This window comes from Pseudomonas sp. GZD-222 (assembly GCF_049310525.1).
Classification (GTDB): domain Bacteria; phylum Pseudomonadota; class Gammaproteobacteria; order Pseudomonadales; family Pseudomonadaceae; genus Aquipseudomonas.
In genome coordinates, this window is the sequence record NZ_JBMOWO010000071.1 from 37,635 (window position 1) to 52,435 (window position 14,801).

A 14,801-nucleotide genomic window follows, 5' to 3' on the forward strand; every position below is an offset into this window, starting at 1 on the left:
TCGCCCTTATACCGGCATCTGCATGATGTCTTGATAGGCCTGGACCACTTTGTTACGCACCTGGGTCAAGGCTTGAAACGATACCGAGGCTTTCTGCGAGGCGATCATCACGTCCGTCAGATCGACGCCGCTCTTGCCGATTTCGAAGGCGTTGGCCAGTTGCGTGGAAGCCTTCTGGGTGTCGCTGACCTTATTGATGGCCTGCCCCAGCATGTCGGCAAAACTGCTCGAACCGAGCTCAGGCGCGGCTGCCGCTTTCGGCATCGACATAGCGTCCATCTGCATGGCCCGCATGTCCAACATCAATCGATTAAATTCAACACCTTGGCTCATGGACTTCTCTCTCCGACGACCCGCATTTTTTTGACACTCACGCAGCGGATAGGCAGGACATAGCAACAAGAGTGCCAGCTCTGCCTACAGGCCGTTCAAAACTGCGAATATTCACACCCTTCACGTGGCGTACAGGCTGGCCTCGACATCCATCCCGGCATCACGCATCTGCGCCAGCTTGTAGCGCAGGGTCCGCGGACTGATGCCCAGGCGCTCTGCCGCCTCTTTGCGGCGACCGCGCTCGGAGCGTAGGGTATCGATGATCATCTGAAACTCGTGACGGCGCATGTCGTCGCCCAACCCGCCCAGCGCCTCGGCTGCCGGCACTGGCGCTGCCTGTACGGGGGCTACAGTGAACATCGGCATGGCACCCGCCAGACAAAAATCCGCCGCTTCGATGACACCCGCCTGCTGCAAGATCAGTGCGCGTTGCAAAGCGTTGTCCAATTCGCGCACGTTGCCCGGCCAGGCATACGCCTGCAGACACGCCTTGGCCTCTGGCGACAAACGTACCGGGGCATGCTTCATTTTATTGACGTGACGCGCCAGCAAGCGCTCGGCCAGTGGCAGAATATCGGCGCTGCGCTCGCGCAACGGCCGCCACGCCAACGGGAACACCGACAGGCGATAGAACAGGTCTTCACGGAAACGCCCCGCCGCCACCTCGCCCGCCAGATCGCGGTTGGTGGTCGCCACCACGCGGATATCCAGGGCGATCGGCTTGCGTCCGCCCACCCGCTCCACTTCCCGCTCCTGCAGGACGCGCAACAGTTTGGCCTGCAGCCCCAGCGGCATTTCCGAAATCTCATCAAGCAGCAACGTGCCGCCGTCAGCCTGTTCGAACTTGCCCGCCTGGGCGGCGATCGCGCCGGTAAACGAGCCCTTCTCATGACCGAACAGGGTCGCTTCGAGCATGTTGTCAGGAATAGCGGCACAGTTGATTGCCACAAACGGCTGGTTGGCGCGAGTTGATTGTTGGTGGATAAATCGCGCAAGCACTTCCTTACCAGTGCCCGACTCGCCCGAGATCAACACCGTGGAATCGCTACGCGCCACCCGCGCTGCCAACTCCAGCAACTGTGCGCTGGCAGGCTCACAGGCGACCGGGCCTTCATCGGCCACACCGGCAACAACACCCAGCGCATGCCGCGCCACCAACTCAAGCAACGCTCGCGGCTCGAACGGCTTGACCAGGTAGTCCACAGCGCCCTGACGCATGGCTTCAACCGCGCGCTCGACCGCCGCATGAGCGGTCATCAACAGCACCGGCAATTGCGGCTGACGCACCCGCAACAGCGCCAGCAACTGATGCCCATCCATGCCTGGCATGTTGACGTCGCTAACCACCAGGCTGAATGCCTCTTCTGCCACAGCCGCCAGCGCCTCTTCGGCCGAGCCGACGGCGCGATAAGCAAAACCACCCAGCTCCAAGGTATCGCCCAAGGCCTGACGCAGTGCCCGATCGTCTTCGACCAGCAGCACCTTGATTGCCTTCATTGCTTGTTCTCCATGTTCAGCGCGTCGATCAACGGCAAGGTCACCAGCGCGCAGGTGCCACGGCCCGGTCGTGAACGCAATTCCAGAGTGCCCTGATGGGCCCTTGCCACAGCCTTGACCACGGCCAGGCCGAGGCCGGTACCGGTGGCCTTGGTGGTGAGGAACGGCTCGCCCAGACGTGCCAGCAAGGTGCTGTCGACTCCCCCGCCGGCATCACTGACACACAGGCGCAGCATTTGCCCGCGGCGGTACAGGTGGACCTTCATGCGCACCGGCTCACTGCTGGCCTGCAGGGCATTTTCAATCAGGTTGAGCAACGCACCGACCAAGGTGTCGCGATTGCACAACAGCTCACCCAGGTGACTGTCGCACTGCCAGCGTACGGCATGCCCCTGAACATGCACCTGCGCAGCCTGCTGCAGTGCCTGGAACAGCGCCTTGGGCGTCACCCGGTCAGTCAACGGCAGCTCGCCACGGGCAAACACCAGCATGTCGCGCACTTGATGCTCCAGCTCGTGCAGGCGTTCCTTGAGGCTGCCGGCGAAGCGTTGCTGCGTTTCCAGCGGCAGGCTCTGCTCGGCCAGGTGACTGGCGTAGAGCAAGGCGGCCGACAATGGCGTGCGGATCTGATGCGCCAGCGAGGCCACCATCCGGCCCAGCGACGACAGACGCTCATGGCGCGCCAGCTCACCCTGCAAGTGACGGGTTTCGGTCAGGTCATTGAGCAATACCAGTTGCCCGGGCTCCGCATCCAGCGAGCGGGTGGCAATCGACAAGCGTCGACCATCGCGCAGCGACACTTCGTGGCCATCATCGTCGCGCGGCGCGAAGCTGCGGGCGATGACCTGACGCCACAGCTCGCCCACCAATGGCTCACCCAGCAGGTCACAGGCAGCAGGATTGGCCTCGCGCACACGCCCCTGAGCATCGATGACGATTACGCCGCCGGGCAACAGGTCGAGCAGGTTCTGCAAACGATTGGCCAGGCGCTCCTTCTCGGCCAGCTCCGCCATACGCTGGGCACTGACCACCGCCAGCTCACCCTTGAGTTCCGTCACCCGGGCTTCGAGCAAGTTGAAAGACTCACTCAACTGACTGGAGACCTGGTCGAACCGACCAAGACGAGTTTCCTGCTCGGCGGCGTTCGGCCCCTTCAAAGTAGGGACACAGGAGATGGGGGCAGCCTGGGGCATCGTGCTCTCTCGCGTGACTGACCGTCATAAAACGGTATGTTGCCTGCGATATAGCAATAGACGTGCCGGATAGTCAGCCGACAGGTGCAACCGCCCGGGTTGCAACCTGCTAAAGGCAGCAGGGACGGGGACTACAGCCCTGCAAACGATAGGGGTATAACGCACAACGGGGCGCCAAGGCGCCCCGTTGTGTTCAAGCAAGCGTCAATCCTCCGCCTGCTCTTCGCCGTCTCGACGGCTCATGCCGTACTTGCGCATTTTTTCCACCAGCGTCGTGCGGCGGATACGCAGACGCTCAGCCGCGCGAGCAACGATGCCGTTGGCGTCATCCAGCGCCTGCTGGATCAGGCCCTGCTCCAGGCCGCCCAGGTAGTCCTTGAGGTCCAACCCTTCGGGCGGCAGCATGGCGTGCGTCGAGAAGCTCGGCATGCTGCCATTGATGGCTACACGCTCTTCCAGGTCTGAACGCAGGCTGTCGACCAGGTGCTCGTCTTCGTCATCGACGTAGCGGAATTTTTTCGGCAACTCCGACACCCCGATCACACCGTAGGGATGCATGATCGCCATACGCTCGACCAGGTTGGCCAGCTCGCGGACGTTGCCTGGCCAGCCGTGCCGGCACAGCGACATGATCGCCGCCGAGTTGAAGCGGATCGAGCCGCGCTTTTCGTGCTCCATGCGCGAAATCAGCTCGTTCATCAGCAGCGGGATATCCTCGACGCGTTCACGCAGCGGGGCCATCTCGATGGGGAACACGTTGAGGCGGTAGTACAGGTCTTCGCGGAAGGTGCCCGCCTCGATCATGCTCTCGAGGTTTTTGTGGGTCGCGGCGATGATGCGCACATCGATACCCTGGGTCTTGTTACTACCCACCCGTTCGAAGGTCCGCTCTTGCAGTACGCGCAACAGCTTGACCTGCATGGGCAGGGGCATGTCGCCGATTTCGTCGAGGAACAGCGTACCGCCATTGGCCAGTTCGAAGCGCCCGGCACGGCTGGTGATGGCGCCTGTGAAAGCACCCTTCTCGTGACCGAACAGCTCGCTTTCCAGCAGCTCCGCCGGGATCGCACCACAGTTGACCGGTACGAAGGGCGCTTCACGACGCTTGGAATGGTAATGCAGGTTACGCGCAACCACTTCCTTGCCTGTGCCCGACTCACCGAGGATCAGCACACTGGCGTCAGTATCGGCCACTTGCTGCATCATCTGGCGCACATGCTGAATGGCGCGACTGGTGCCCACCAGGCTGCGGAACAGGTTCGGCTCGCGCTGGCGACCGCGCTCGCGGGCCTGGTCGTACATCTCGCGATAGACCTGGGCACGGTGCAGCGAATCGAGCAGCTTGCTATAGCTCGGCGGCATTTCAAGATTGGAAAGAATGCGGCGGCGCAGCTCTTCCGGAAGCTCGGCAGAAGAAATTTCACCAATTAGCAGAACCGGAAGGAACTCATCCCACGCTGCCACTGTCTTAAGCAAGCCCATCAGACTTGCCGGAGCGTTCACGGTCCCGATCAGGACACAGAGTACTTCACGACTGGATGACAACGATTCAACCACCTGCTGCCAATCATGGCTTGAGCAGGTCAGGTTGTCTTCGCCTAGAAAATTCAACACCACCGCCAGGTCGCGGCGGCGGACGCTATCGTCATCGATCAGCAGAATTTTGGTTTCACGCCACATGCAATAGCAACTTCCCTAGTCATCTCGGCGCCCTATTGAGGGCAAGCTCGACATCATTCCGACTGAACGGTCAGTGTTCGGACGTCTGAAATTTGAAAACAGCCACTAGTTAAGTCAAAAAACCGCACAGAGTCAAATTTATGGCGCCCTGTTTATGGTTTTGCCCAGCTTCAGCTGAACAAATGGTATACCTTTGCCGCGTTTTTGGCATGCCGGATCTGTGTCATCTCATCGACTATTGATTGACGCTCGTCACTTGCAACCTCAATTAGTTGCCGGTAGACCCCGAGCAACTCCTCCAGACTGCTGCGCAACACCTCTTCATTGACCGATGCCTCGGCCAACACATCGTCGACACACAACCGACAACTGACGTCGAGCTCGCTGATCGCCTCCCAGTCACGACTGTTCAGGGCACCCAGCAATGCTTCGCGGGTTTGTTCGATACGCTCGAGCACGACACTCATGACAACCTCCTAGACGTCGGCGGATTGATCGCCGATGGCGTCCCAGCCTTCCTTGACGGTAATCAGCAGCCGGGCGACCTCATTGAGGATTTCCGGATCGTTTTGCACGTTGGCTTCGATCAGACGCTTGCTCATATAGGAATACAAGTTATCCAGTTCGGCCAGCGAGTCGGCATGATTGTCCAGATCCAGACCTTCACGCAGGCCACCGACAATACCGATAGCCTTGCCGATCAGAATGCCCCTCTGCGCAACATCATTGCGCGCCATAGCGCCTTTGGCCTGAGCAATGCGATCAAGACCACCCTGCATCAGCATTTGTACCAGACGATGGGGGCTGGCCTCGGAGGTCTGCGCCACACCATTGACTTTCTGGTATTGCCGAAGGGCCAACATAGGGTTCATGTTCTACCTCGTCACAACTAAAAGGTTTCGAATACCGCTTATATCGTCCAGGCGTCAAAAAACTTTAGAAGAAAAGAAAAAGCCCGGCGCATCCAAAGGATGCTGCCGGGCTTTTGGCGATCAAACTCACTTCTTGGCTTGAGCATTCATGGCTTCAAAAAGCGAGGTAATACCAGCCGCCTGTGATTTGAGCTTGCCGACTGCGACATCCATGGCAATGTATTTTTTGGTCAGCGATGTCGTCAGACTTTCGATTCGAAAATTCAGCGCCTCCTGCTGCGACTCAAGGTATCGCTGCGAGCGATTGAGAGCATCATTACGCTTGTCAAGCGAACCACCTGATTGCAGGAACGGATCAATGGCCTTGTTCATTCGCGCAAGCACACCATCGTCTTTGGTGAACAACGCTTGTACTTCACTGCCCAGCTTCTTGTCGTTCAACGCCGCCTTGAACTTGGTGTCGTTGAATTCCAGGGTACCGTCTTTGGCAGTGTTGATACCCAGCTGGCTCAGCGAGGTCAACCCACCACCGGTTTGCGCAACAGCCAGCTCGGAGCGCAGCGAAGCCAGCAACGAGCGAGTGGTCGGGTCACCCGTCAGAGGACCGAGAACGGTATTGCCGTCTGCATCCTTACTGGTGGAAGTCAGACTGTTAACCGTCTTGACCAGGTTGTTGTAGGCATCGACAAAGGTCTGAACGTCTTTTTTCAGACCGTCGCTGTTGAGCCCAACCGTTACCGTCGACTTTTCACCTTCAGCCTTGAGCTCCAGCGTCAGGCCACTGACAGTTTTGTCCAACTTGTTGGACTTGCTGGTAACCGTCATGCCATCGATCTTGACCTCAGCATCGATGGCCAGATTGCCCACCCGGCCAGCCGCATCACCCGCCATCGCCACACTATTGCTGATGGTCAACTCGGGAATACCATCTACGGAAATATCCGAACCCAGGCCCGTAGTGGTCGAGCCGAATACCAGTCGCGCGCCTTTACCATCATCGATGATGTTGGCCGTGATGCCATCCTTGCTCAAGGTACTGTTAATGCTGTCGCGTACCGACTGCAGGGTGGCATTGGCACCGACTTCAACCTTGTAGACCTTGCCGTTCTGAGTGATTTCCAGGGTACCAGGAGAAATCGCTGCATCGGCGCCAGAGAACACCTTGCTCGCAACGCGCGAAGACGTCGCTAGCTTGACCACCTCGACCTGATAACTACCCGCCACCGCAGTGTTGTTCGCTGTTGCGGTAACAGCTTTTTCATTGCCACTGGTTGCAGCGAAGGCAAGGAACGCCGGCGCGTCCTTGTTATTGAGCCCTTTCAAGGCCGCCTGATAGGTCGACAGCGCACTCTTGAGCGAGGCAACCCCGGAGATCATCGCCGTGTTGTTGGCGGACTGGCGCTTGATCTGACTCGACTTGGCCGCAGTATCAGAATCGACCAGCACTTTGACGATAGCGCCAATGTCCATTCCTGAACCGGTGCCGATGCTCGCTGTAATTGGGCTTGCCATGAGTAACTCCCTCTCCGTTGCGCTGCTCCCTAGCGAACAACTCTAGCGAACATTTGAATCTTTAAGGTATCAGACCTTGGCGTCGAACAGCAGGCTGTTCACATCGCTCAGGCTGTGGGCGATGCGCAGCACTTCTTCCGACGGAATCTGGCGGACCAGTTCACCGGTTTCGCTGGCAATCACTTTGACGACAATTCTGCCGGACTCTTCGTCCGTGGAAAATTCGAGATTACGGCGGCTCGAGGCGAGAAACTTCTCGATGTCCTTGACCGCAGTTTTAACTTGTTCAGTTTCAGACGCTTTTTCCCGGGTAGGCGCCTGGGCTTCATTAGCTGCCTGGACTACCTGGGTCGCCGACTTGCCGGTGGCCTGCTCAGCCGGACGCGCGGCCGGATAAGACAAGTTCAGCTTGACGCTCATATCCATGTCTACCACCTCTCAATGCAAAAGGCGGAGGAGCGCAACCGGTGCACTCCTCCGCCGATAACCATCAGGCGATTACTGAAGCAGCTTCAGAACAGCGGATGGCAGTTGGTTAGCCTGGGACAGAATCGAAGTCGAGGCTTGTTGCAGAGTCTGCTGCTTGGTCAGCTGGGCAGTTTCAGCAGCGAAGTCGGTGTCCTGTACACGGCCACGAGCAGCTTCGGCGTTTTCGTTGATGTTCTGCAGGTTGTTGATGGTGCTGGTCAGACGGTTTTGTGCAGCACCGAGGTCAGCACGGCTGGTGTTGATCTTCTGCAGAGCGTTGTCGATCGCCGAAACAGCGGCGCTGAAGCTAGCTTCGGCGGCGGAGCTGGTAGCACCAGTGATGGTGATGGTGCTGGTGATACCCAGGTCGCTGGCGGTGAACTTGGCGCTCAGGTCAATATCGATCTGGTTCATGCCGCCAGTGTTGGAACCAACCTGGAAGGTCATGGTGCTGGCCGAACCGTCAAGCAGGTTCTTGCCGTTGAGCTGAGTGGACTGAGCGATACGGGTCAGTTCCGAAGCCATCGACTGGAACTCTTTGTTCAGAGCGTCACGGTCGTTCGAGCTGTTGGAGTCGTTTCGCGATTGAACAGCCAGTTCACGCATACGCTGCAGAATGTTGGTCTGCTCTTGCATCGCGCCTTCAGCGGTCTGAGCGATCGAGATACCGTCGTTGGCGTTTTTGATAGCCATGGTCTGACCGCGGATCTGCGAGGTCATACGGGTAGCGATCTGCAGGCCAGCGGCGTCGTCTTTGGCGCTGTTGATTTTCAGGCCGGAAGACAGACGGGTCATCGAGGTGCTCAGTGCATCGGAAGCACGGTTCAGGTTTTTCTGAACGCCCAGAGAGGTGGTGTTGGTGTTAACGGTCAAAGCCATGACGAATTCCTCGTTGGATTGGGTACTACGGCTTCCGGCCTTGGCAATTCGCCGAGGGTGGCACAGAGAACCTTCGTAGTAGTTATCGTCGTCAGGGCGGGTTGCTTTAGCGGATTTTCAAAAAAAATTACTGGCATCCTGCCAGCCCCAGCAATCAAGGGCTTGAGGTCAGGGAAAAAACAGCCATTTGGCGCCCCCCTGCAGGAGCGGACGTGCAGAAGCGTGCAAACAAAAACGCCGCCCGGGAAACGGCGGCGTTCTTTAGTGGATACAGCGATCAGTCGCGTCGTTCGATGATCGCCGAGCCCCACGACAGGCCCACGCCAAAGCCACTCAGGGCGACGCGCCGGCACTGCGAGCCAAGCACGTGCTTCTCGAGCAGCAACGGAATGCTGGACGACACGGTATTGCCGGTCTCGACCATGTCCTTGACGAACCTTTCCCGCTGCTTGCCTTCATTGAAGCGCAGGGATACGGCATCGACAATCGCCGCACTACCCTGATGCAGGCAATAGAGATCGATATCCTCAGGTTGCAGCTTGCTGGCTTCGAGCAGTTGCTGCAGGTGCGCCGGCACCTTGACCAGCGCGAAGTTGTAGACCTGACGACCGTTCATGAAGAACTTGCCCTCGGTCGTACGCAGGTGCTCCGCCCCCGCTCCATCGCTGCCAAACAGCGACTTGCCCAGTTGCCAAGGTGCGCCCTCACCCATCCAGGTGGCAGTAGCGGCATCACCGAACAGCATGGTGGTGTTGCGGTCTTCAGGGTCAACGATCTTCGAGTAAGGGTCAGCAGTGATCAGCAGGCCGTTTTTCAAGCCCGCCGCCTCCATGAAACCCTTCATCGCGTAGATGCCGTACACATAACCAGAGCAGCCCAGAGAGATATCGAACGCTGCAATATGGGTCGGCAGGCCAAGCTTTTGCTGAACAATGGCTGCGGTGTGCGGCAGCCCTTCGGCATCGCCATTCTGAGTGACGACGATCAGCGCATCGATTGACGACATGTCCAGCGATGGGTTGGTGGCGAACAACGCTTTAGCGGCCTCGACACAGAGATCGGAGGTTTCCTGGGCAGCGTCCTTGCGCGGCAAGAACGTGGAACCGATCTTGCCGAAAATGAATTCTTGATCCTTGCCGAATTTCGCACCTTGGGCGTAGTTGTCGACACCCTTCACAGGTACGTAACTGGCGATGCTTTTAATGCCAATCATTGTCGCTTCCCGGTAGACATAGCGGATATTGCGGGATCAGGCCCTGCTGCGCAGGCCTGGCAAGCCTCGTCGACGTGGCTGCCCGCTGACTCGATAGATTAGAGATGCACGTTTTGACTGCCAAGTCACGGTTATACGGCCAAAGTGCCCGACACGGCAATGCAACGTCCGCTTTCCTCCCGTGCCACTCATCCGGCACCGAGCCAGACCCGGGTCTGGCTCAACGACTGCTGGCTAGCTGATATCTGCGTGAGTGGCTGGATTGGTTTTTCTCACCACCGCTTGCAGGATGCGGGACGCGGAACTCAACCTGGCATCACTCACGACCGGGGTTGACTGAATATTCAAGACAGTAAACCCACAGGCACCAAACAGGTTATTGAGGGCCTCAATTGAAAAGAAGTTGATGTGCTCGTGCCAATGTCGCTTCTTCCCGGCTGAGAGTTCGCCAAGACCCGCCATCAGCGCCTCATGCGGCACCTCGATGTAAAGCAAGGTGTCATCGCCCATGCACTGACGTATTTCCCCAAGAGCATCCGACGGATAGGGAACATGTTCAAGAACGTGGCGACAAACGATCAAGTCGTAACTGGACGCGCCGAGCTCTTCCTTCGACACGCCACGGGTGCCCGGCACGGTTGGCTTTTTGTCGATATCGAAGATATCCGTGTCGTACCCTTGCCCCTTGAACGGGGTATTCATGCCATCTCCCCCACCCCAATCCAGGATGCGGGTCGGCGTCGTATGCTGAAGAATGAAGCCCCTTGTCAGCTCGATATACTCACTTGGCGTTGTCAGTGTTTTATTCCGCTCGCGAAACCCAGGCTCATAATGCTCACGTAGCGCCTCATAATTTTCACCGTAATAGCCGTCATACAACCGCTGCATCTCGCGATCACTGAAGCGGATATCAAGAAACAGAAATTCGCAACGCACGCAGTGAAGCGTATTGCACACGCAGTAAGCCATTCCCTGAGGGATGGTTTGCAGCCCCCAATCGGCGTCGATAACCACAGGCGGCCAACCCAGCGCCCGGTGTGAAACAAACGGCATGAGGATGGCCGGAGACTTTTGCAACGCGGTGCTGCCACAGCAAACACATTGGGTTGCGATGTGTTCACGCTGCAGCGAGGACGGAAAGTCGTTGATCATGTTTTCGTTCCTGAAACACCGGATGAATGATGGAATGTCCGTTGGCTGTGCGGCGGCGACTCAGCCAACGGGCCGTGCCTGCCGGGCAGCATTTCGGATCGACTGCGCAAGGGTATATTGCAACCGCAACCCCAGTTCGATGCGTGCCCTGTGAATGGAGGGTACATAGCGGTTTCGAAAATTCCCGGCTGCTGCCACACCGCAGGCGATGTGCACAGGCTTTTGCGGCGCCAATATGTCACGCACCAGATGCGCGAGCTCAGCAATCGTGACAGCCACGTCCGAGCCGACGTTGTAGGCCTGTCCAGCCTGACCATGGCGCAGGAGAACGTCGAGCCAGTGCGCCAGATCGCGCTGATCCATGTAGGAGCGCACCGGCGTTCCGTCGCCATTGACCGTGATAGACGGTGCGGCGAGAGCATCCCGGATGAAGTTGCCGATGGCGAAATGCGCGTCCAGCGGCAGATCGCGACCCACGAAGGCGAAACAGCGGGCAATAACGACCTGGAGGCCGTACTGCTGCTGGTACAGGGCACACAAATGCTCGGCACAGCGCTTGGCGACGCTATAGGCATGCGCCGCATCGAGCGGGTCCGGAATCGCGTTGTAACTCTCGCAAATGGCGTCCATATCCGGTGGCTGAGGACCATAGACGCCACCGGAACTGGTCAGCAGAAAGCGGGGGATTCGATGAGCAGCGGCATAGTCCAGCAGGTGACGGGTACCGTCAACGATCTGGGTATACCGCTGCAGGGGGCTAAGCTTCGGACCTGCCGTAGAATCCGCAGCGGCGTGAAGCACGTGCGTAAAACCGCCCGTCCCGGGCAGCGAAGCCGGCTCCAGGATGTCGCCCTGATGCAGGCGCAGCCACGGCTGATCTACAAACTCGGGATTCTGCACCAGGAAACTCTGCGGTGCGCGGCTCAGCACGGTGACCGCAGGCACTTGCTCGCCTGCCTCGGCCAATGCCAGCCAATGCCGCAGCAACGCGCGCCCAAAGAAGCCAGTCCCCCCTGTCAGCAGCAGATTCATGGGTTGGGCACTGCGTACAAGACGGATTCAAAGGTGTTCGGCGCATGCTGCCGGATATAAAACCGATAGTTGCGGCATAGTTCGAACAGCAACTCCGGCAACGCCCAAAGGTCCTGCGGGTTATGGTACAGCGATACGATCAGCACTGGGCGGCTGCGCCGGATGATCTGCTCGGCTCCCCGCAATACCTGGGCTTCCGCACCTTCCACGTCGAGCTTGATGAGATCAACGGGCAGGCAGGGCAACAGCTGATCCAGCGCCACCGCCGCAATGGATGTTCCACCGCCCTCATGACTGATGGAGCAGGCTTCACCCTGCCCGGCATTGAATGTCAGGATGCTATAAGTCTCGGCGGCCGCCATCGGCAAGCACACCGCATTGCTTTGCTTCAGCGTCACCCGGCTAACCAGACGGGCAAAGTTCTGCGGATCGGGCTCCAGCAGAAAGGCCTGCTTGCAAGAGATCTGCGGGTGTCCAATCAGCTCTTCATAGCTATCGCCATCGTAGGCGCCGCAATCCACATAAGTAATGTCGCGCCCCCGCAAGGCGGGCAAGGTCAGCTCATTGAAGTACCAGGTATCACTGGACAAGAAACTGGAGTACTCCATGTCCAGTCCAAGGCGAAAAGCGCACATGCGATACAGTGTTTTCCTGCTTTCCTGATCCGCCAATGCCTCGGCAACGCTGGCGATTCTATCCATCGCCTCGAGGAGAAAGGAACGCGCACTCAACCAGAAGCGCCACCCCAGCGCCTGGGAGAATTGTTCATAGAGCATCCAGGGCATCAATGGTGGGGCGAAGCCGGCACGTGCTGCGAGGCTCAACAACTCGTCACAAGGGGTGTCACGATTGAAAATACCCAGAGCGAGTTGCGCTTGAGGATGCTCACTCGCCAGCTGGTTCCAGTTCAACACCGGCAAATCAAGGGCTGACGTAACCCGAGGAGAGGTTTCGACAAAACCTTTAACGACAATTCCCTGTGCCTGCATGGCGGTTGCAAGGCTGCGACCAAAGTTCCCGGCACCGAAAATCCAGATGTGCCGGCCCGGCTCGATGTGTACGCCCGGCAAGTCACTTGCCTGGTCACGCAGGGCAAAAAAATCAGTGGCGCTATATGTCGTTGTGTCAGCCATTGGTGTTGGCCCCGGAATCATCTATTGAGTGGGAACGCGCGCGTATCGCCTGGGCCTCACTGCGGATCTGCTCCAGCACGGCCTGTTCCAGGAACGGGTGCATATCGTCAAGTTCAGGGGTGACGAAAGCACCTTGTGCATCGACACGAGACTTGATGCGCGGCACGAACTCTTGTCGTGGATCGACATGCAGATCGATCAGCAGCGGACCGTCGGTTTCCAACAGGCTATCGAGTCTGTCCAGATCGTCTTCCGATGCGATCGCCTCGGCACGCAACCCGTAGGCCTGGGCCACGGCGGTAAAATCGGGAAACTCCACTCCCGACTCAGGCGTGGCACCAATGACCCGGCCGAAGAAGTTCTCGTGGGTCTGCCAGATGGACAGATAGCCGCGGTTGTTGAGTACGATAACGATCACATTGGCGCCGATGGTTTTCAGCGTCTGCAATTCCTGAATGTTCATTTGCAGGCTGCCGTCCCCGGCAAAGCAGATCACGCGCTGCCCACCCTGCGTTCGAGCGGCCGTCGCGGCACCAATGGCGGCAGGCAGGTCGTAGCCCATGGAGGCAGAGCCTGAGTTACTGAACAGTCGCTGGTCTTTCTGCAGACCACCCACCTGGAACGGCAGGATGCAGGCAGACGCATTGCCGCACACGACAATGTCATCAGGGCGCATCTGTCCGAAGATGCGCTCGACCATCACGTAAGGGTTGAGCGCAGCGCCTGCTATTTGACGATGCTCTGCCGCAGCACGATAGGTGGTTCCGATGTGCTGGCACCACTGTACCCAGGCGCCGAAGTCAGGAAGGCATGCGCGTGCCAGCTCTTGTTCCAGAACATCGAGGAAATCGCCCAGATCGGCAGCCACTCCCAAGTGCGGCTGGACGGTGGGCTTGGCCAGCTCCGCCGCATCGATATCCACCTGAGCGATCCACGCATGCTTGGCGAAGGCCTGCCAGTTGTAACTGGTCTGGCGCACGTTCAGTCGGGATCCCAAGACGAGGACGAAGTCGGCAGCTTGCAGGCAGAGATTGCCCGCTCGCGTGCCAATGGTCCCAGGCCGACCGGCGAACAGCGGGTGGTCCGAGGCGATCAGATCGTGCGTCCAGGCCGTGGCCAGTGGAATACGATAGCGCTCGATCAACGCCAGTAGGCGCTTCTCGGTACGCGAAAGCCGCACCCCCGTGCCCCCGAGGATCAGCGGACGATGCGATTGCAGCAACTTACCGACGATATCCCGGCAGGCGGCGCGCAGACCTTCGGCTGCAGGCGGCTTGGACCAGTCAGGCGCGGGTATGGCAATGGCAGTCGTGGATTGCTGGATATCCAGAGGAATGTCGAGCCAGACCGGGCCCGGGCGGCCACCGACGGCCTCGGCATAGGCCTTGGGCAACATCACTTCCAGGTCTTTTTCCGAGCGCACCAGCTGCGCGTACTTGCAGACCGGACTGGCCATCGCGATGGTCGGGCCTTCCTGATCGCCCAACTGCCGAAGCCCCGGCACATCACGGAAGGATGTGCAGGTTTCTCGCTTGATCTGACCGGAGAGGACGATCATCGGGATGGAGTCAGTGAACGCACCATGCACGCCGTTGAGCGCGTTGATAGACCCGGGCCCCGTGGTCAGCATCACCACCGCCGGTTTTCCGGTAATGCGCGCGTAGCCTTCGGCAGCCATTGCACAGGCCTGCTCATGGTGCATGAAGGTGCAACGCAGCCTTTCATGGCCTCCCAGTGCCTGATTGAGGAACATGGCACCACCGCCGGTGACCGTGAAAACCTGCTCGACCCCTTGCTGCACCAGCCATTGTGCGATTTGCTCGGCGACACGCGTCAT

The 14,801-nt window shown here is 58.8% G+C and carries 14 protein-coding genes; all 14 read right to left on the bottom strand.

Annotation, left to right across the window (positions count from 1 at the left end):
- Positions 1-6: 6 nt before the first annotated feature.
- On the bottom strand, positions 7-333 hold the full coding sequence (gene fliE / locus ACO6VD_RS13410) for a flagellar hook-basal body complex protein FliE (protein WP_422419691.1): 327 nt from the start codon (positions 331-333) through the stop codon (positions 7-9).
- A gap of 120 nt (positions 334-453) precedes the next feature.
- Positions 454-1,830, bottom strand: coding sequence for a sigma-54-dependent transcriptional regulator (locus ACO6VD_RS13415; RefSeq protein WP_422419693.1), 1,377 nt, complete (start codon positions 1,828-1,830; stop codon positions 454-456).
- Positions 1,827-3,023, bottom strand: coding sequence for a sensor histidine kinase (locus tag ACO6VD_RS13420; RefSeq protein ID WP_422419695.1), 1,197 nt, complete (start codon positions 3,021-3,023; stop codon positions 1,827-1,829). The genes ACO6VD_RS13415 and ACO6VD_RS13420 overlap by 4 nt, the downstream gene beginning before the upstream one ends.
- A gap of 204 nt (positions 3,024-3,227) precedes the next feature.
- Entirely contained in the window at positions 3,228-4,703 is a 1,476-nt protein-coding gene (gene fleQ, locus ACO6VD_RS13425; RefSeq protein ID WP_400172278.1) for a transcriptional regulator FleQ, read from the bottom strand.
- Positions 4,704-4,873: 170 nt separating this feature from the next.
- Positions 4,874-5,170: a flagellar protein FliT gene (fliT, locus tag ACO6VD_RS13430; protein ID WP_422419697.1), complete on the bottom strand. Its 297-nt coding sequence runs from the start codon at positions 5,168-5,170 to the stop codon at positions 4,874-4,876.
- Positions 5,171-5,179: 9 nt separating this feature from the next.
- Complete coding sequence (gene fliS, locus ACO6VD_RS13435) at positions 5,180-5,575, bottom strand: flagellar export chaperone FliS (protein ID WP_422419699.1); 396 nt, start codon at positions 5,573-5,575, stop codon at positions 5,180-5,182.
- Positions 5,576-5,701: 126 nt separating this feature from the next.
- Positions 5,702-7,087 (bottom strand): flagellar filament capping protein FliD, encoded by a 1,386-nt coding sequence (fliD, locus tag ACO6VD_RS13440; protein ID WP_422419700.1) that lies wholly within the window; start codon positions 7,085-7,087, stop codon positions 5,702-5,704.
- A gap of 69 nt (positions 7,088-7,156) precedes the next feature.
- Positions 7,157-7,513: a flagellar protein FlaG gene (locus ACO6VD_RS13445; protein WP_422419701.1), complete on the bottom strand. Its 357-nt coding sequence runs from the start codon at positions 7,511-7,513 to the stop codon at positions 7,157-7,159.
- A 72-nt stretch (positions 7,514-7,585) separates the two neighbouring features.
- Positions 7,586-8,434 (bottom strand): flagellin domain-containing protein, encoded by an 849-nt coding sequence (locus ACO6VD_RS13450; RefSeq protein WP_422419702.1) that lies wholly within the window; start codon positions 8,432-8,434, stop codon positions 7,586-7,588.
- Between the two features lie 277 nt (positions 8,435-8,711).
- Positions 8,712-9,647, bottom strand: a complete 936-nt coding sequence (locus ACO6VD_RS13455) for a ketoacyl-ACP synthase III (RefSeq protein ID WP_422419703.1) — start codon at positions 9,645-9,647, stop codon at positions 8,712-8,714.
- 234 nt (positions 9,648-9,881) lie between these two features.
- The gene (locus tag ACO6VD_RS13460) at positions 9,882-10,799 is read right to left on the bottom strand and encodes a class I SAM-dependent methyltransferase (RefSeq protein WP_422419704.1); all 918 of its coding nucleotides are present in this window, start codon (positions 10,797-10,799) and stop codon (positions 9,882-9,884) included.
- Positions 10,800-10,859: 60 nt separating this feature from the next.
- The gene (locus tag ACO6VD_RS13465) at positions 10,860-11,831 is read right to left on the bottom strand and encodes an NAD-dependent epimerase/dehydratase family protein (protein WP_422419705.1); all 972 of its coding nucleotides are present in this window, start codon (positions 11,829-11,831) and stop codon (positions 10,860-10,862) included.
- Positions 11,828-12,964, bottom strand: a complete 1,137-nt coding sequence (locus tag ACO6VD_RS13470; protein ID WP_422419706.1) for an FkbM family methyltransferase — start codon at positions 12,962-12,964, stop codon at positions 11,828-11,830. Before ACO6VD_RS13470 ends, ACO6VD_RS13465 begins: the two co-directional genes overlap by 4 nt.
- Entirely contained in the window at positions 12,957-14,801 is a 1,845-nt protein-coding gene (locus ACO6VD_RS13475; protein WP_422419708.1) for a thiamine pyrophosphate-binding protein, read from the bottom strand. The genes ACO6VD_RS13470 and ACO6VD_RS13475 overlap by 8 nt, the downstream gene beginning before the upstream one ends.

What these genes read in the sequence shown, in the direction of transcription:
- fliD (WP_422419700.1), bottom strand. Translation starts at nt 7,087, where the DNA reads ATGGCAAGCCCAATTACAGCGAGCATCGGCACCGGTTCAGGAATGGAC.
- ACO6VD_RS13460 (WP_422419704.1), bottom strand. Translation starts at nt 10,799, where the DNA reads ATGATCAACGACTTTCCGTCCTCGCTGCAGCGTGAACACATCGCAACC.
- ACO6VD_RS13455 (WP_422419703.1), bottom strand. Translation starts at nt 9,647, where the DNA reads ATGATTGGCATTAAAAGCATCGCCAGTTACGTACCTGTGAAGGGTGTC.
- fleQ (WP_400172278.1), bottom strand. Translation starts at nt 4,703, where the DNA reads ATGTGGCGTGAAACCAAAATTCTGCTGATCGATGACGATAGCGTCCGC.
- fliT (WP_422419697.1), bottom strand. Translation starts at nt 5,170, where the DNA reads ATGAGTGTCGTGCTCGAGCGTATCGAACAAACCCGCGAAGCATTGCTG.
- ACO6VD_RS13415 (WP_422419693.1), bottom strand. Translation starts at nt 1,830, where the DNA reads ATGAAGGCAATCAAGGTGCTGCTGGTCGAAGACGATCGGGCACTGCGT.
- fliE (WP_422419691.1), bottom strand. Translation starts at nt 333, where the DNA reads ATGAGCCAAGGTGTTGAATTTAATCGATTGATGTTGGACATGCGGGCC.
- ACO6VD_RS13445 (WP_422419701.1), bottom strand. Translation starts at nt 7,513, where the DNA reads ATGGATATGAGCGTCAAGCTGAACTTGTCTTATCCGGCCGCGCGTCCG.
- ACO6VD_RS13450 (WP_422419702.1), bottom strand. Translation starts at nt 8,434, where the DNA reads ATGGCTTTGACCGTTAACACCAACACCACCTCTCTGGGCGTTCAGAAA.
- ACO6VD_RS13475 (WP_422419708.1), bottom strand. Translation starts at nt 14,801, where the DNA reads ATGACGCGTGTCGCCGAGCAAATCGCACAATGGCTGGTGCAGCAAGGG.
- ACO6VD_RS13470 (WP_422419706.1), bottom strand. Translation starts at nt 12,964, where the DNA reads ATGGCTGACACAACGACATATAGCGCCACTGATTTTTTTGCCCTGCGT.
- ACO6VD_RS13420 (WP_422419695.1), bottom strand. Translation starts at nt 3,023, where the DNA reads ATGCCCCAGGCTGCCCCCATCTCCTGTGTCCCTACTTTGAAGGGGCCG.
- ACO6VD_RS13465 (WP_422419705.1), bottom strand. Translation starts at nt 11,831, where the DNA reads ATGAATCTGCTGCTGACAGGGGGGACTGGCTTCTTTGGGCGCGCGTTG.
- fliS (WP_422419699.1), bottom strand. Translation starts at nt 5,575, where the DNA reads ATGAACCCTATGTTGGCCCTTCGGCAATACCAGAAAGTCAATGGTGTG.